General features: G+C 30.7%; 19 protein-coding genes. 12 read left to right on the forward strand and 7 right to left on the reverse strand.

Annotation, left to right across the window (positions count from 1 at the left end; genetic code table 11):
- From creD to C8D80_RS02060, 7 genes are read right to left on the reverse strand one after another with little or no spacing between them, the layout of a single operon-like run.
- On the reverse strand, nt 1–1,296 hold the full coding sequence (gene creD / locus C8D80_RS02035) for a cell envelope integrity protein CreD (RefSeq protein ID WP_133606844.1): 1,296 nt from the start codon (nt 1,294–1,296) through the stop codon (nt 1–3).
- Between the two features lie 35 nt (nt 1,297–1,331).
- Nucleotides 1,332–1,592, reverse strand: coding sequence for a hypothetical protein (locus C8D80_RS02040; RefSeq protein WP_133606846.1), 261 nt, complete (start codon nt 1,590–1,592; stop codon nt 1,332–1,334).
- Nucleotides 1,593–1,612: 20 nt separating this feature from the next.
- Entirely contained in the window at nt 1,613–1,738 is a 126-nt protein-coding gene (locus tag C8D80_RS12860; protein WP_262709734.1) for a hypothetical protein, read from the reverse strand.
- A 1-nt stretch (nt 1,739) separates the two neighbouring features.
- Nucleotides 1,740–2,195 carry a hypothetical protein gene (locus C8D80_RS02045; RefSeq protein ID WP_133606849.1) on the reverse strand — a complete coding sequence of 152 codons (456 nt, stop codon included), beginning with the start codon at nt 2,193–2,195 and terminating at the stop codon, nt 1,740–1,742.
- A 54-nt stretch (nt 2,196–2,249) separates the two neighbouring features.
- Entirely contained in the window at nt 2,250–2,546 is a 297-nt protein-coding gene (locus tag C8D80_RS02050; RefSeq protein WP_133606851.1) for a winged helix-turn-helix domain-containing protein, read from the reverse strand.
- A gap of 26 nt (nt 2,547–2,572) precedes the next feature.
- Nucleotides 2,573–3,199 (reverse strand): YiiX family permuted papain-like enzyme, encoded by a 627-nt coding sequence (locus C8D80_RS02055; RefSeq protein ID WP_133606854.1) that lies wholly within the window; start codon nt 3,197–3,199, stop codon nt 2,573–2,575.
- Nucleotide 3,200: 1 nt separating this feature from the next.
- Nucleotides 3,201–3,824: a hypothetical protein gene (locus tag C8D80_RS02060; RefSeq protein ID WP_133606856.1), complete on the reverse strand. Its 624-nt coding sequence runs from the start codon at nt 3,822–3,824 to the stop codon at nt 3,201–3,203.
- A gap of 87 nt (nt 3,825–3,911) precedes the next feature.
- Between C8D80_RS02060 and C8D80_RS02065 the strand changes: the two genes are divergently transcribed.
- The 12 genes from C8D80_RS02065 to C8D80_RS02120 all read left to right on the forward strand — a co-directional run bounded on the left by C8D80_RS02065 (nt 3,912) and on the right by C8D80_RS02120 (nt 17,974).
- Nucleotides 3,912–4,262, forward strand: a complete 351-nt coding sequence (locus tag C8D80_RS02065; protein ID WP_133606858.1) for a DUF1801 domain-containing protein — start codon at nt 3,912–3,914, stop codon at nt 4,260–4,262.
- An 80-nt stretch (nt 4,263–4,342) separates the two neighbouring features.
- Nucleotides 4,343–4,780, forward strand: a complete 438-nt coding sequence (locus C8D80_RS02070; protein WP_133606860.1) for a thioredoxin family protein — start codon at nt 4,343–4,345, stop codon at nt 4,778–4,780.
- Entirely contained in the window at nt 4,777–5,760 is a 984-nt protein-coding gene (locus C8D80_RS02075) for an FAD:protein FMN transferase (protein WP_133606862.1), read from the forward strand. The genes C8D80_RS02070 and C8D80_RS02075 overlap by 4 nt, the downstream gene beginning before the upstream one ends.
- Nucleotides 5,761–5,970, forward strand: coding sequence for a DUF4266 domain-containing protein (locus C8D80_RS02080; protein ID WP_133606864.1), 210 nt, complete (start codon nt 5,761–5,763; stop codon nt 5,968–5,970).
- Nucleotides 5,971–5,979: 9 nt separating this feature from the next.
- Nucleotides 5,980–7,302 carry a DUF3570 domain-containing protein gene (locus C8D80_RS02085; protein WP_133606867.1) on the forward strand — a complete coding sequence of 441 codons (1,323 nt, stop codon included), beginning with the start codon at nt 5,980–5,982 and terminating at the stop codon, nt 7,300–7,302.
- Between the two features lie 12 nt (nt 7,303–7,314).
- Entirely contained in the window at nt 7,315–7,980 is a 666-nt protein-coding gene (locus tag C8D80_RS02090) for a response regulator transcription factor (protein ID WP_133606870.1), read from the forward strand.
- A 72-nt stretch (nt 7,981–8,052) separates the two neighbouring features.
- Entirely contained in the window at nt 8,053–9,498 is a 1,446-nt protein-coding gene (locus C8D80_RS02095; RefSeq protein WP_133606873.1) for a DUF3570 domain-containing protein, read from the forward strand.
- Nucleotides 9,499–9,698: 200 nt separating this feature from the next.
- Nucleotides 9,699–10,583 (forward strand): cation diffusion facilitator family transporter, encoded by an 885-nt coding sequence (locus C8D80_RS02100; RefSeq protein ID WP_133606876.1) that lies wholly within the window; start codon nt 9,699–9,701, stop codon nt 10,581–10,583.
- A 2-nt stretch (nt 10,584–10,585) separates the two neighbouring features.
- Nucleotides 10,586–11,974: a sensor histidine kinase gene (locus C8D80_RS02105; RefSeq protein ID WP_133606878.1), complete on the forward strand. Its 1,389-nt coding sequence runs from the start codon at nt 10,586–10,588 to the stop codon at nt 11,972–11,974.
- Nucleotides 11,975–12,055: 81 nt separating this feature from the next.
- A complete protein-coding gene (locus C8D80_RS02110; RefSeq protein ID WP_133606880.1) occupies nt 12,056–12,430 on the forward strand; it encodes a hypothetical protein in 375 nt (124 codons plus the stop codon).
- Nucleotides 12,431–12,518: 88 nt separating this feature from the next.
- A complete protein-coding gene (locus C8D80_RS02115) occupies nt 12,519–16,853 on the forward strand; it encodes a CusA/CzcA family heavy metal efflux RND transporter (RefSeq protein WP_133606882.1) in 4,335 nt (1,444 codons plus the stop codon).
- A gap of 8 nt (nt 16,854–16,861) precedes the next feature.
- Nucleotides 16,862–17,974, forward strand: coding sequence for an efflux RND transporter periplasmic adaptor subunit (locus C8D80_RS02120; RefSeq protein ID WP_133606884.1), 1,113 nt, complete (start codon nt 16,862–16,864; stop codon nt 17,972–17,974).
- Nucleotides 17,975–17,984 lie beyond the last annotated feature (10 nt).

Raw genomic sequence — 17,984 nt, forward strand, 5'->3', positions numbered from 1 at the left:
TTATTTATTCCACTCAATCTTTCTAGAGAAATACATCACGGCTGCTAATATTAAGAATAATCCAATACTTCCTACTAATAGCGCATAATCTTCCAATTGGATAATCACATAAATAAAAGTATATAAAACACTCAATGCGGCTCCAATAAACATAGGGAATTTTTTATCTTTTAAAATCGAAATCGAATAGAGAGAAATCATAATGATAACGGAAGCTCCAGCTATTAAATAGGCAAAAGAAAAAGTACTGTGTTCTGTAATCGAAATTAGCAAAGTGTAAAACATAATTAAAGCAATTCCAATCATTGAATATTGAAAGATATGAATATTGATTTTACTAATTGATTGAATCAAAAAGAAAATCAAAAACGTTAATCCAATTACCAAAAAACCATATTTTGAAGCACGCTCGTTTTGTTGGTATTCGTCAACTGGCGTAATGAAATCTGCAGCAAAAGCGTATTTTCCTAGTTCTGGTAAACTTTCAAAATAGTGTTGTGCAAACGGACGGTTGAAATGTAATACTTTCCAATTTGCTTCAAAACCTTTATCCGTAATTTCTCTTGAAATAGGAGAGAAGTTGCCATTGAAGTTAGGCGAATTCCAATTCGATGTCATTTTAGCATCGGTAGTTTTTCCTATTGGAACTATTTTTACTTGCTTACTTCCGTTGAATGAAATTGTAAAATTAAATGAAGCTTTGCTTTCCATCGTTTTATAATCAAAGTAATTAGTTTCTAAACTTTCAATACTATCGTTCACATTATTAGCAACCGATTCAAAAGCTAAATTTTGATTTCCAATTTTCATTTTCACTTCGTCTTTCAAGCTTTTTAAATTCGTGGTACGAATCATAATTTTAGCTCGATTCCAATAAATGTTTTCGGCTGGTATTCCTTTCGAAGCGAAATTAGGAGTAGTATAATTTCCATCAAATTGCATTTTGGTGGTAAAAACATTCGATTTGTAAATGCTTCTTTCCAAAGGTTTTACCATGGTAACTTCGGTTTTGTTATTCAAGGTTTCTGGAAAGAAATAGGCATAATTATTGGCACCCGACATAGGGTCTTTGTACGGCACTTTTAAAATAGGACCATAAAAATAAACGGAATTTCCCCATTTGGAAGTCGTTTCAGTAATAACTTCTTTTTGGCGCTGACTTCTCTCTACAATTAATTCTTGCACTAAAGCAAGTGGAATGATTAATACTAAGGTTAGAATCCCAACCATGATCATTTTAGCGGTTGTGGTTTGAAAGAACGATACTTTTGGTTCTTGTTGAAATTGTGTTTCCATGATGTTTGATTTATAGTTTTATTAAGTGAATGTGTTTAAAGAGTATAGATTACAATTAAAAAGTAAACGAATGTAATAGGAACATTTGCAAATAGAATTAATGCTTGTCTCTCAATTTGAGGTCTGTTTAGAGGTTCAGTAATCCAATCAATTATGAGTTTTAAAAGCATTAAACCATTTATAAGAAATGAAATCAGGACGTAATAAATTCCGACTGTTACTATTATATCAGAGTTTTTAAATATGAAATGAAGTAATAATAATAGTGTACCAATTCCAAATGATACAATTGCCATTTGGGTTGATAATGGCAGTTTTAAAAAATCTTTTTCCATAATACAATGATTCGTTTATTTATTTCTGATGATAGGTTTTTTATGATTTCCATTCCGATAAAGAATAAAATTCCGATGGTCATACTAATGTTAATGAGTTTGTTCATGTTATTGAATATTAAAGGTTTGTTGAATGTGAGTTAGTGGAATCGAAAGCATATTTAAAAAATCCAATCTGTAGAATTCATGTGCTTGTTTTCCTCTTTGATATTGTTGTTTGAAATACGAAAATCGAGTAGGATAGAAGAGTGTTCCAGAAACGATTACCATTATCAAATACAAACTTCGTTTACCGTTGCCGTACAAATAATATTGCATACCTATTTCTTCCACAACTGAAATTCCAGTGTTGGTTAGCACGTGAATAATATCATGGTCTTCTAACTTAGGTTGGATTTCAAAATTAAATTTCAGTAAAAAGCAACCTAAGTGAAATCCCAAGCTATCATTAGGAAGTTGTATCAACTGATTAATTTCAATATCCCAAGCTTTTCCTTTTTTAAAGAATTTTTGATATGGTTTTTTACTGAGTTCGTACATTTTTTCTATAAATAAATCTCTCATAATAAATATTTAAAAGTACTTTGAATTTCAAAGTATTTAGATAAAAAAATAGGTTTAACTTTTTTTGATTAATTTTTCAAGCGCCTCGATGTGAGAAGTAAAGGCAATTCTTCCTTCTTTTGTAGCACTATATTTTGTGTTGGGTTTTTTGCCAATAAACTGTTTCTCAATTTGAATGTAATTTTCTAATTCTAGCGCTTTAGTATGCGATGCTAAGTTACCATCTGTTACGCCTAAAAGTTCTTTTAGCATATTAAAATCGGCACTTTCATTCACCATCAATACCGACATAATCCCCAAACGAATTCGGTGATCAAAGGCTTTGTTGATATTTTGGATGATGTTTAGCATTTTTAAAAGTTTATAGGTTAAAAAGGTTAAAAGTTGTCGAAAATTGTTTCAACTATTTCAGAATCATATAACTGAGATGGAGCTACTACAGCTTCATTGAAAGGGATATTATTTCCATATCTTTCTTTCATAATGCTTTTTACCAATGGATTATCAAGATTAAAATCTTTCAGTTTTTTGGTTTTACATAGTTCTATATTGGCTCCATTTTTATAAATTTTCCAAACTAATTCCGAACAATAAATTTTATTATCACTCCATTCAAAATACAAATCATAATCTTTGTTATTCATTGATTTTCCGTATGACTTCATTTTTTGTAAAACTTCATTAGTCAATATTTTATCTGAGTTTTTTAATCTTTTTACAACATATTTAGCATCTTTTCCATGAGAAATCCAATCTTCAAGCAAAGTCATTTTAACAGGTTGAACCGCTTCATATACGTAAGTTTTACCATTTTCAATAAAGATGATTCCACAATGAGAAAAATTTGAATTGGTTGCAATTTTAACTGCTTCACATTGTTTAGATTGTGAAGTTTGAAAAATGATATCACCATTTTGAAAAGCAACTTCTTTACTATTTATTTCTTTACAATTAAATGAAATAAAAATTAAGCCAAAGAAAAGCGATACAATTAGATTTTTCATCTTACTTTCTCTCGTATTTAAAATACATTAAACTTCCATATAAAATGTGACAACCTCCAAAACCTAATGCCCAGAATAATAAGCCATAACCTAAGAACCAAGTCGATAATAATCCCAAAGCAATCATGGTTATTCCTAAATAACGAACGTCTCCTAAAGTATATTTACTAGCATTTACACAGGCTAATCCGTAGAATATCAAAGTTAATGGAGCAACTAAACCCAACATGTCTTTTTCGATTAAAAAGATAATAAAAAATCCACCGGTTGCCAAAGGAATCATAAAGTTGATAACCAATCTTTTTGAAGCGGTATTCCATACATTTTCATGACTTTTTCTCGCTTTACTGATGCTTAACACAATTCCAGTTACAATTGACAACACCAAAACGGATGTTGCTATTATCAATAATCGAATTACAGCAGCTTCAGAAATGATTAAATCACGATAAGCACCCATTGTTGAAGTATCAAAGTAAATGGTTTTATAAGCTAACCATGCTCCAATTAAAGCATAAAAACCTGCTAAAATTCCAGATAAACCACTCAAAGATATAAAACGTGATGATTTGTTCATCAAATTTTTGATTTCGGTAATGTCGTTAAGATATTTCTCGTTTTCCATTTTTAAAGTACTTTGAAAAACAAAGTAAATGATAAATAATTAGTTGACCAAACATTTTTTACATTATTTTTGAAAAAATCATTTTCTATGAAACCCACAGAAGCATATATACTCCGTCAACCCGAACAATACCAAGCGATGATGTTACATGTATTAGCTGTAGTAGAGCAGGAGTTACCCCATTCAGAATTACTTTTCAAATGGGGCATTCCGTATGTGTATTATAAAAAAAAGCCATTTTGTTATTTGGCTCCCAATCATAAAAAATGTTTTTTAGATCTTGGCTTTGCCAAAGGTTTTGAATTAAAAAGAAACCAGAGAATACTAGTTGATGAAAAGAGAAATACAGTTAAATCGTTGCGTTATTTTTCTATTGAAGAAATAGATAATGCTGTTTTAATAGATGTAATTTCGGAAGCGAAAGGCTTATACACCTAACTTAATTTTCGCTTAATTTCCTTTTAATAAAATACAAATCAACAGATATTCTCGTTACATTTGATATAAATTTAAATGAAATGAGAAAGTTACTTCTATTATTTGCATTAGCAATTTCCAATTTCGCCGCTTCACAAGAATGGCAAACTAATTTTGAAGAAGCAAAAAAAATAGCAACCGAACAAGATAAAAATGTAGTAATTGTTTTTTCAGGTTCAGATTGGTGTGCACCTTGCATCAAATTAGATAAAAATATTTGGCAATCTGAAGCTTTTAAAAAAGAGGCAAAAGAAGAATGGGTTTTGGTTAAAGCCAATTTTCCAAGAAAGAAAGCCAATGAATTACCAAAAGAACAAACAGAACACAACAGAAAATTAGCAGAAAAATACAATATGGAAGGTAGTTTTCCATTAGTTGTAGTTTTGGATAAAAACGGAAAAGTATTAGGGAAAATGGGATTTAAAAATGTTTCTCCTGAAGAATATATCAAAATGATTCACGCATTAGAGAAAAAATGAGAGTAGTAGCAATTCTTTTATTTGCTTTAGCAACAAGTAGTTCATTTGGTCAACAAATTTTTAAGAAAAAACAAAATTTGTTAGGAAGTCCATTTGAAATTACGGTTGTCGCTACTGATTCAATTCAGGGAAATCAATACACTGATTTGGCTATAGCCGAAGTAAAACGAATTGAAAATTTAATTTCTGATTGGATTCCAACGACTCAAATTTCAAAAGTGAATCAAAATGCTGGAATTACTCCAGTTAAAGTAGATAAAGAAGTATATGATTTGGTTGAAAGAGCTACTAAAATTTCAAAATTAACTTCAGGAGCATTTGATATTAGCTATGCATCAATGGATAAAATTTGGAAATTTGACGGAAGTATGAAGGAAATGCCATCTCCAGAAGCTATTAAAAAATCGGTTGAAAGAGTTGGTTATCAAAACATAATTCTAAATCCAAAAGACACCACAATTTTCCTTAAAAACAAAGGAATGAAGTTGGGTCTTGGTGGAATTGGTCAAGGTTATATAGCAGATAAGATTAAAGTTTTACTTCAAGAAAAAGGGTGTAAAAGCGGAATAGTCAATGTTTCAGGCGATATCAATACTTGGGGAAAACAACCAAGTGGTGAACTTTGGACAGTTGGAATTATTAATCCAATGAACAAAAATAAAGTATTTGCCACGTTTCCATTAGATAATAGTGCGGTTGAAACTTCAGGAAGTTATGAAAAGTTTGTTACCTTCAATGGAAAACGCTATTCACATATTATCGACCCGAGAACTGGTTATCCTGCCTCAGGAATTGTAAGTGTTTCCGTTTTTTCAAAACAAACCGAATTAGCAGATGCTTTAGCCACAGGAATTTTCGTTTTAGGAGTTGAAGTTGGTTTAGATTTAATCAATCAATTAAACGGAATAGGTTGCATTATTGTTGATGATAAAGGCACAATTCACGTATCAAAAAATATAGACATTAAAAAATATCAGTAAATGAAAAAGATAATTTTAGTTGTAATAGTTGTTTTTTCAGCTATTTCATGCAATTCAGTAAAAGAATACGACAAACAATATATCAATGATCCAGAAATGAAACTTTCTGCCAGAAGTTCAGAGCGTTTTGAAACTACTTTTCAAGTGTATCGCGAAGCTGCTTCTGGTGCAAATGGTGGAAAAACAGGTGGTGGTTGTGGATGCAATTAATTGAAAAAAATGAAAAATAAAATAACCCTACTATTTGCATTTTGTGCGCTAATTGGTTTTTCTCAAGAGAAAGATTCAACTGATGTAGCGTATAAAAAACGTGTTTTGGAATCTATCGAGGTAGATTTTTTAATGAGTTATTATAAACAAGACGGTATTCATTCTGCAGTTTCTGGTGGAAATGGTATGGAAGAATTAACAAATCTTACCCCAACATTTGTAGTAGCAATTCCTTTAAATGACGATGACGTATTAACCGTTGATGCCGGAATTTCAGCGTATTCGTCAGCTTCCTCAGGAAATATTAATCCGTTTGATAGTAATACGCCAAGTCCGTGGCAAGCGAGTTCTGGAGCTTCTGCTCAAGATGTGTTAACTTCTTTGGTTTTAAATTACAGTCATAGTTCTGATGATAGAAATACCATTTGGAACGGACATATTTCGGGTTCAGTGGAATACGATTATTCATCCATTGGTTTTGGTGGTGGTGTTTCGAGATTATTTAACGGAAAAAACTCTGAAGTTTCAGTTGCTGCAAACGTTTATTTAGATACTTGGAAGCCTATCTACCCAAAAGAATTACAGGATTTTGTCGATTATGGTGGAATGAATGGTGGAATTTATGACGATTTCGTAATTACACCAGGTCAAATTTCTTCAGAAGTTTACAATCCTGCTAATTTCAAAGAGCACAATCAAAAAAATAGAAATTCATTTGCTTTGAGTTTAGGTTTTTCGCAAGTGGTGACTAAAAAAATACAGGGTTCGTTTTTCTTAGATGTTTTATATCAAAATGGCTTACTTTCAACACCATACCAACGTGTTTATTTTGCTGACAAAGATGATTTCTTTATTAATGAATTCCAATTAGCAGATGACATTGAACGTTTACCAGATTCGAGATTTAAATTACCAATTGGTACACGATGGAATTTCTATTTGAATGAAAAATTAACATTGCGAACTTATTATCGTTATTATTTTGATAATTGGGATATTACATCACACACGCTTAATGTTGAATTACCTTATAAATTGACAGAGAAATTTACTGTAATCCCGATGTATCGCTTTTATTCGCAAGGAGCTTCAAAGTATTTTGCGCCATATGAAGGTCATATTTCAACAGATGAATATTATACTTCAGATTATGACTTGTCGACTTTTAACGCGCATCAATATGGTGTTGGGATTAGTTATACCGACATTTTTACCAATGCAAAAATTTGGAAGTTTGGACTAAAAAATATCGATTTACGTTTTAATCATTACGACAGAAATGATGGTTTAAGTGCTAATATTGTTAGCTTTGGGGTTAAATTTGTACAATAACATTAATTTATCATGCATATTCTAATTATTGAAGACGAAAAAGGAATTGTTGATTTTCTAAAACAAGGTTTAGAAGAGGAAAATTATACCGTTTCTTCAGCTTTTGATGGTGCAGATGGATTAAAAAAAGCCTTAGAACTTCCAATTGATTTAGTTTTATTAGATTGGATGTTGCCAAAAATGCAAGGAGTAGAGGTTTGTAAAAACATCCGTAGAGAAAAATCAAATTTGCCTATTATTTTTTTAACGGCTAAAGATACAGTTCAAGAAACCATTGAAGGTTTAAAAGCAGGTGCAAATGATTACATAAAAAAGCCTTTTTCGTTTGATGAATTGCTTGAAAGAATCAAAATTCATTTCCGAACAAAAGATGAAATAAAAGTTTTAACTTTAGGAAATATTAAAATTGATAAATCAAAATTTCAAGTTTTTGTAGACAATAAAGAAGTATCATTGACACAACGAGAATTTGAATTACTTGAATATCTAATTAAAAATAAAGGTCAAGTTTGCACCCGAACCAATATTATTGAAGATGTTTGGGATATTCATTTTGAATACGATACAGGAGTCATTGATGTTTTTATGAATGCTATTCGCAAAAAATTAAATCTTACAAAAGACCAAGAATTAATTAAAACCATTAGAGGAGTAGGCTATATCGCTAATGAAATTTAGCATATAGAACACCGAAATCAAAATCAAATCTACCATACATAAACAACGGTTAGTTGATGAAATTAAGCTAAGATGATTCATAGAATAATTTTTTTATTTACTCTAATTAATAGTTTTGCTTTTTCTCAAGAAAGTGACTCAACTGGTGTGGCTTATAAAAAAAGAGTTTTAGAAGGAATTGAGGTTGATTTTTTAGTAAGTTATTACAAACAAAATGGAGTTCATTCTTCTGTTTCGGGAGGGATAGGTTCTGAAAAACTAACAGATTTGGCTTCAAATATTGTTGTCGCAATTCCTTTAAACGAGGATGATGTATTAACAGTTGATATGGGAATTTCAGCTTATACCTCTGCTTCATCTAGTAATATTAATCCATTTAATGCTTCAGGTGCATCTGGTGGTGGTGACGATGATGATGACGATGATGATGACAGAGTAAATCCTATTGGTCCATATGGTACACCGTGGCAAGCTTCTTCTGGAGCTTCAGCACAAGATGCCTTGGGCACTGTTGTAGTAAATTATAGCCATAGTTCTGACGACAGAAATCTAATTTGGAATGCTGATGTGGCATTTTCAAACGAATATGATTATACTTCTATTGGTTTTGGAGGTGGAATTAGTAAATTATTCAACAATAAAAATTCGGAAGTAAGTATTAAAGGCAATGTTTATTTAGATCAATGGCGTCCTATTTATCCAACAGAGTTACACGAATATGCACAATACGGAAACAATTTTTTAAATGAAGGTTTTTTTCAAGGTATTATCGTTTTAGATCAAAATGAAAATGCTACAACAAGTTACCTTCCTAGCGATTTTAATCAATGGGATAAAACAAATAGAAACTCATATTCACTTTCTTTTGGTTTTTCACAAGTAGCTACAAGAAAAATGCAATTTTCAGTATTCTTTGATGTTTTGCATCAAGAAGGAATGCTTTCAACACCATATCACAGAGTCTATTTTGCAGATAAAGCCAATTATTACATTGGAGAAGCACAATACATTCCAGTTTATGAAACTACCCAAAACACAGGAGTTTATCAACTAGCTGATGATATAGAGCGTTTACCTGGAACTCGTTTTAAATTACCATTTGGAGGTAGATTAAACTATTACCTAAATGAAAGATTAACAATAAGAACTTATTATCGCTATTATTGGGATGATTGGGGAATTACTTCTCATACCGCAAGTATTGAGTTGCCTATTAAATTAACGGATAGATTTACGGTATTCCCAATGTATCGTTATTATGTGCAAGTTGCATCTAAATATTTTGCTCCTTTTGAAACGCATTTATCTACAGAAAAATATTATACGTCTGATTATGATTTGTCAACTTTTAACGCAAATCAATATGGATTTGGAGTTGGATATACTGATATTCTTACCAATGCTAAAATTTGGAAATTCGGTTTAAAAAGTATGGATTTGAGATTCAATCACTATGATAGAAATGATGGTTTAAATGCGAATATTGTCACTTTTGGAATTAAATTTGTTCAACAATAAACTATTTTAGGATAAAAAGAGTAGTAGTAAAAGATTAAATCAAAATGCAATTCTCGTTTAGTGAATTATTAAATCGGATTAAAATGTTTTTACTAAAATAGATGAAATAAAAGTTTTAACTTTAGGAAATATTAAAATTGATAAACAAAATTTTAAGTTTTTGTGGACAATAAAGAAGTATATAGCAAACGAAATTTAGCATGCCAAACACAGAAAAAGCAATCAAAGCCACTTACTTTAGCATCATTGGAAACACCTTATTAGCATTAATAAAAGGAATAACGGGTTATTTTGGTAATTCTTATGCAATGATTGCCGATGCAATTGAATCTACGACTGATATTTTTGCTTCGTTTTTAGTGCTTTTCGGTATCAAATATTCTAATCGACCTGCCGATGAAAATCATCCGTATGGACATGGTAGGGCAGAGCCTTTGATTACATTTTTAGTTGTTGGGTTTTTAATAATTTCAGCTACAATTATTGCTTACGAAAGTATTAATAATATTGGAACACCACACGAATTACCAAAGCCTTTCACACTTTTTGTTTTAGGTGCAATCATTATCTGGAAAGAAATTTCTTTTCAAATTGTAATGAAGAAAAGCATAGAAACTAAAAGTAGTTCATTAAAAGCCGATGCTTGGCATCATAGAAGTGATGCTATTACCTCTGTTGCCGCTTTTATTGGTATTTCAATTGCACTAATTTTAGGAAAAGGTTATGAATCAGCTGATGATTGGGCGGCTTTATTAGCTTCTGTTTTTATTCTGTATAACTGCTATAAAATTTTTCGTCCAGCTTTAGGAGAAATTATGGATGAGCATTTGTATCATGATTTAGAAGCCGATATCAAACGTATCTCTCAAACAGTAAATGGTGTAATTTGCATCGAAAAATGCTTTATTAGAAAAGCTGGTATGAAGTATCACGTCGATTTACACGTTATGGTTGATGGTACTATTTCGGTAAAAGAAGGACATGATATCTCACATATTCTGAAAGATACACTACGAGAACAACTAATGGAATTAGGTCATGTTTTAATACATATTGAGCCTAATTTTGAATCCATCGAACGCTAATTATGTTATCTTTTTCATTTAAAAATAGAATTGCTTTTAACTACATTGTAAGTGGTTCCATTCTTATTGCTATAGTTTTTTTATTCATTTATAATATTGTAAAGTATAGTGTTAATAAACACGTTAATGAAGAAATTCAGGAAGAATTATACAAACATTTAGATGATGTTTCTACAGATTCAAATGATACTTATTTAATTCAGGTGGACCAATGGAGAGCAAGAGAACACAATTCTATTAGCGTGAATCCTGTTTTTGTTGAATTTTACGATAATAACAAACTTCTAATTGATAAATCTCCAAATCTAAAAAGTTCGAACCTAAAACTTTTTCCAAATAGCAACAACGAATTTATCGATACCAAGTTAAATAATATTCCGGTAAGACAAATACAAACTGCAATTATAAATAAAGGGGAAGTTGTTGGTTATTTAGTAGTTGCGATGTCATTAGAAGATTTTGAAATTGTTCTGATTTTAAAGAATATTCTACTAATTACCTTTCCATTAATCCTCATTTTACTGTTCTTAATTGCTCGATTTTTTGCAGGAAGAAGTATTAAACCTGTCCGAACAATTATAGAAACTTCAAGCCAAATCACCAAAGATAATTTACAAACTCGTATTCCGTTACCTCAAAATAAAGACGAATTATTCGTTTTATCTGAAAACATAAATAATCTGCTTAGTCGTATTGAAAACGCCATTGACCGCGAAAAACAATTCACTTCTGATGCTTCGCATGAATTAAGAACACCTCTAGCGGTGATTAAAGGAACAATGGAGGTTTTAATCAGAAAGCCTAGAAATCAACAAGAATATGAAGAAAAAATTCAATTCTGTATTTCTGAAGTCGATCGATTAAATCATATGGTAGACCAATTATTGCTTTTGGCTCGTTTTGAAAATCAAAAGCAAAATGTAAAGCAAGAAACTATTTATCTGAATGCTTTGGTTTTAGATAATTTAACTCGTTTTTCGGAGAAATCGGAAAGTAAAAAACTTAAAATTAAAACCCAGTTTTCAGAAGATTATTACCTGATTTCTGACAATTATTTAGTTTCAATCATTATTAGTAATTTAATTTCAAACGCCATAAAATACTCAAACCCTAATGGTGAAATTGCAATTGAATTAGAAAAAACAAGTGATGTAGTTACTTTTTCAATTACCGATTATGGTGTTGGAATTGCCAAAAATGATTTGGATAAAATTTTCAATTCGTTCTATCGTTCCGATGTTTCTAATCATCCAGAAATTAAAGGAACTGGGTTAGGTTTGTCTATTGTAAAAAGACTTTGCGATTTATTGAAACTGGAAATCACAGTTGAAAGCAAATTAAACCAAGGAACAAAATTTGTTTTAAACTTTCCTTTATCTAAACTTAAGTAGCTCTTAAGTTTTTTCTTATTTTTATTCTTTAGATTTGTAATGTAGTTTTTAGTATATTTATAACTACTTAAAAAATATAAAGTGAATAAGTTAATTGTCTATTTCCTAATTTCAGTATTTATGTGTGCCAACACATCGATAGGACAATTATTGAAGGTTCCTAACTTAATTGAACATTACAACGAGCATAAAAATGAATTGACAACAGATTCAATTTCATTTATTGATTACATTGTTTCGCATTATTCTAAAAATGCCGAAAACAATCATGATCATCAAGATTTACCTTTTAAAACATTTGATAATTCGTCAAGCATACTATTTGTGTTTTCTATGATTACCTATCAAATTCAAGTAGTAAAGCCTTTAATTTCAGCTAAAAAGAAATTCTTCTATAATATATCTTTTGAATCCAATTTGATTGCTTCAATTTGGTTACCGCCTAAATTATTCTAATATTTTTTTTAATTGATTCATTTATGATGATTCAGTTGTGTTTATCTTAAAATGATAAATGCTATTTGTTTATTTTAAATTTAATAAAATGTTAGAAAAAATAATTGCTTTTAGTTTACGAAACAAACTTATTGTTTTACTCTTTACTTTAGGAGTATTTGGGTTTGGATTGTTTTCTGTTTTTCAAATTTCTATTGGTGCTGTTCCAGATGTAACAAACAATCAGGTGCAGGTTATTACAACATCTCGAAATTTATCAACTCAAGACATTGAACAATATATTACGTATCCGGTAGAAATTGAAATGGCCAATTTGCCAAGTGTGAAAGAAATTCGTTCTATTTCAAAATTTGGTTTATCTGTTGTAACCATAGTTTTTGAAGACGAAATAGGAACTTACTTACCAAGACAACTTATCGCCGAGAAAATAAAAACCGCTTCAGAGAAAATTCCTGAAGGATTTGGAACTCCAGAAATGGGACCAATCACAACAGGTTTAGGCGAAATTTACCAATATACTTTAGAAGTCAAACCAGAATTCAAAAATCAATATTCTGTTACCGATTTACGTACCATTCAAGATTGGGTAGTAAAGCGTCAATTGTCTGGAATAAAAGGAGTTGTTGAAATTAATACTTGGGGAGGTTTTTTAAAACAATATGAAATTGCTATTAATTCAGCTAGTTTAAAAGCTATGAATATTTCAACTTCTGATGTGTTTACAGCTTTAGAAAAAAATAACAGCATCGCAGGAGGTTCGTATATTGAAAAAACCAATGAAAGTTATTTTATTCGTGGTGAAGGGAAAGTCAACTCAATTGAAGACATTGAAAATATAGTTGTTAAAAACGAATCAGGAACTCCTATTTACATTAAAAATGTGGCGAAAGTACAATTTGGTCATGCCAATCGTTTTGGTGCGATAACTGGAAATGGAGAAGGAGAAAAAGTATTAGGACAAGTCATGATGCTTAAAGATGGAAATTCAAAAAAAGTAATTGAAGATGTAAAACATAGAGTAGCAGAAATTGAAAAAACATTACCAGATGGCGTTTACATCAACGGATTCTTAGAACGAAGTGAATTAGTAGGAAAAACAACATTTACCGTTGCCGAAAACTTAATTTTAGGTTGTTTAATCGTAATTTTTGTTGTTGTTCTTTTATTAGGTAACTGGCGTTCTGGATTAGTCGTAGCTTCCGTAATTCCGCTTTGTTTGTTGTTTGCAATTTCGTTTATGAATATTTTTAATATTGATGCCAACCTAATGAGTTTAGGAGCAATCGATTTCGGAATTATTATTGATGGAGCTGTAATTATTGTAGAATTCATTGCTTTTCAAATCGTAAGTAAGTCAAGTCATTTGGTTGGTTTGGATAAAAAAGAACGTCAATATGAAATTGATCAAATTACGTATAAAAGTGCTTCTAAAATGATGAATTCGGCCATATTTGGTCAGTTAATTATTTTGATTGTATTTATCCCGATTTTATCGCTTTCTGGAGTAGAAGGAAAAATGTTCAAACCAATGGCAATGACCTTTAGTTTTGCGTTATTAGGAGCTATGTTGTTCTGCTTTACTTATGTTCCAGTGGCAGCATCATTATTTCTAAAACCACAAAAGGAAAATCCAAATTCGTTTTCACAACGATTAATCAATAAATTAAATTCATGGTATCTGCCTGTAATCAAATGGGCTTTACACAATACCAAAAAAGTTTTATATGGTGCGGTTGCATTACTTTTCATGGCGATAGCTTTATTTTCAACCATGGGTGGCGAATTTATTCCTCAATTAGATGAAGGTGATTTTGTAATTCAACCCGTTTTAAAAACAGGAACTTCACTATCTAAAACCATTGAAACTACGACTAAAATCGAGAAAATAATTCTTAAAAATTTCCCTGAAGTTGAACAAGTGGTGAGTAGAATTGGTGCTGCCGAAGTACCAACCGATCCAATGAGTATGGAAGAAAGTGATGTCATTATAAAACTAAAACCAAAATCAGAATGGGTTTCAGCTGAAACAAAAGATGAATTGGCAGATAAAATTAAGGAAGCTTTAGAAAAACAAATTCCAAATATGGAAATCGAGTTTACGCAACCTATCGAAATGCGTTTTAACGAATTAATTTCAGGTTCTCGTTCTGATGTGGCGATTAAAATATTTGGTGAAGATTTAGATATTTTAGCCAAAAAAGCGCATGAAGTAGAAAAAGCTATACGAAATGTAGAAGGTGCATCGGATATCATCATTGAAAAAACAGAAGGTTTACCACAAATGTTTGTGCAATACGATAGAAGTAAAATCGCTCGCTATGGCTTAAATATTGCCGATTTGAATGAAATGATTGCTTTAGGTTTTGCTGGAAAAGTAGTAGGAAATGTATTTGAAGGCGAAAAACGTTTTGATATGGTCATTCGTTTAGATAAAACCAATAGAACGGATATTGAAGATTTACGCAATTTATATGTTTCTACTCCAAATGGAGCGCAACTTCCATTACGAGAACTAGCTAAAATTGAATATACAGAAGGGCCAGCAAAAATTTCAAGAGATAACACCAATAGAAGAATTGTGGTAGGAATAAACGTAAGAAACCGCGATTTACAAAGTGTTGTTGATGACGTTAAGAAAATTATTGAAGCTAAAGTTGATTTGCCTCCAGGATATCGTGTTACTTACGGTGGTCAATTTGAAAACTTAGAAAGCGCTAAAGCTAGATTAATGATTGCCGTTCCAATTGCTTTGTTTTTAATTTTTATCTTACTGCATTTTGCTTTTGGTTCTATCAAAGAAGCAATGATGGTTTATACCGCTATTCCGCTTTCTGCTGTAGGAGGAATTTTATTTCTATGGATACGCGATTTACCATTTAGTATTTCAGCGGGTGTTGGTTTTATCGCTCTTTTCGGAATTGCAGTGCTAAACGGGATTGTATTAATTGAACATTTCAAAGAATTAAAACACAGCGGCATGAAAAACATGAATGAACTGATTTTAAAAGGAACAACAGATAGACTTCGTCCAGTATTATTAACAGCCGCCGCAGCTGCATTAGGATTTTTACCAATGGCCATTTCAACAGGAGCAGGAGCAGAGGTGCAACGTCCGTTAGCAACCGTTGTAATTGGTGGATTAATAACTGCAACTCTTTTAACATTAATAGTTTTACCTGTTTTATTCAAAATTTATGACGAAAAAGAAGAGAAAAAACTAAAATTCAAAAAAATGAAAAACAATAATATCATCATCTTTTTGTTATTCAGTTCGTTATTAGGCTATAGCCAACAAAGTAATCCAGAATTAGATAGTTTGGTTTCAAAGGCAATTACCAACAATAAAAATATAAAATCTGGTCAATTGCAAGTTGATAAAGCAAAAGAAGCAATAAAACTAGCATATGATTTTGAAAAAACGAATGTGTATTACAGTTACGATCAGAATAATTTAGCTTTAAATAATCAGCCTTTGAAAGTATTTGGAGCGCAACAATCATTTGCTTTTCCAACAGTTTATGGTGCACAACGAAAAGTATATTCGGCTGAGTATGAAAAAGAAAAAGCAGGTTTTGAAATCCAGAAGAATAAACTTTCTCTTGAAGTTTCAAAAGTATATAATGAAATCGTTTATTTAAAGCATCAAGAAAAATTGTACCAGTATTTGGATAGTTTGTATCAAAATTTCTCTAAAGCAAGCGGCAGAAGATTTGAATTAGGCGAAACTAACTACTTAGAAAAAATTACAGCTGAAGCAAAATTTAGACAGATTAGAACCAAGTTATCTCAAATAGATAAAGCCAAAGCAGCTCAGTTAGAATTGTTACAATCATTAGTACAAAGTGATGAAAAAATAGTGATAGAATCATTAGAAATTAAACCATTAATTAATTTAAAAAATACTTCAAGTAAAGAATTATATACTTCTTATTTAGAAAGTGTTACAAAAAAGTATAAATCAAATGAAAGTTTACAAAAGCAAAACTGGTTACCCAATTTAAATCTGGAATATTTTCAAGGGAAAAATACTGGAATTTCACAATCTTTGTATGGTTTTCAAGTTGGATTATCAGTTCCAATTTTGTTTAATGGAAACATAGCCAAATCAAAAGTAGCTAAATTAGAATCTCAAGCTTGGGAGCAACAAAAGCAAAACGAACAAACAAAAATTGATGCTTATATTAATCAAAAGAGTAGCGAGTTAAATCAATACCAACAAGCCATCGATTACTATAATCAATACGGAAAGAAAGTATCTGAAGAAATTATTAAAGTTGCCAATAGTAGCTATAAACATGGTGAAATTGACTTTTTTCAATACATTTTAAGTTTAGAAAATGCTACAACTATTCAAGTGGAATATTTAGACGCAGTTATTCAATACAACAAGACACAATTAGATTTACAATATATCAATTTATAAAAATTCAAATGAAAAAGATTTTATACATACTAGCTTTAGTAACTTTTACTATTTCATGTAAAAACGAAGTAGTAGAAGAAACGGTAAAAGATGATGGATTAATAACGGTTACTGCAGAACAATTTAAATCCTCAGGAATGCTTGTTGGTTCACCATCAGAACAAGATTTTGATGTTACAGTAAAAGCATCAGGTAAAATAGATGTTCCACCACAATATCGAGCTAAAATAACACCTTTTATTGGCGGTTATGTAAAAGCAACTAAGTTATTGGTTGGTGATAAAGTTTCAAAAGGACAAGCTTTAATAACATTGGAAAACACAGAATATTTAGACATTCAAAAAGACTATGTAGAAGTAGCTGAACAAATTAATTATTTAAAATCAGAATTTGAGCGTCAGAAAACGTTGTATAATGAAAAAATTACATCACAAAAGAATTACCTAAAAGCAGAAAGCGATTACCGCCAAGCAAAAGGAATGTATCAAGGATTACGCGAAAAATTACTTTTACTAAACATCAATCCAGCAAATGTTGAAAAGGGAAGATTTACATCCGTTATCACGTTAACATCACCAATTTCGGGAGACATTACCGTTATGAATGCTAATGTTGGGATGTTCATGTCACCATCTGATGTAATTTTAGAAGTTGTAGATACCAACTATTTACACTTAAATTTAAGCATTTTCGAAAAAGATATTTTACATGTAAAACAAGGCCAAAATATTAGTTTTACCATTCCAGAGGCTAGTAAGGATGTTTTTACTTCAAAAGTACAATTGGTTGGAAAATCGATTGAAAATAAAGATAGAACCATCTCCGTTTTTGGAGTTTTAAATCCAACTGACAAAGTTAAATTACTATCAGGAATGTTTGTTGAAGCTGGAATAGTGATTAGTTCTAAAAAAGGGTTAGGAATTCCTATTGATGCATTAATCACTGAAAACAACAAAAATTTCGTACTTTTATTACAAGAAAATAAAGGCAATTATATTTTTAAGAAAACATTGGTAAACATTGGCGAAAAATCAGAACAATTCGTTGAGATTTTATCAAACGAAGCCATCAATGAAAACTCAAAAATTCTAACCAAAGGAGTTTTCGATTTAACTAATTAAAAAATAAAAA

The organism is Flavobacterium cheniae, assembly GCF_004363695.1.
GTDB lineage: Bacteria > Bacteroidota > Bacteroidia > Flavobacteriales > Flavobacteriaceae > Flavobacterium > Flavobacterium cheniae.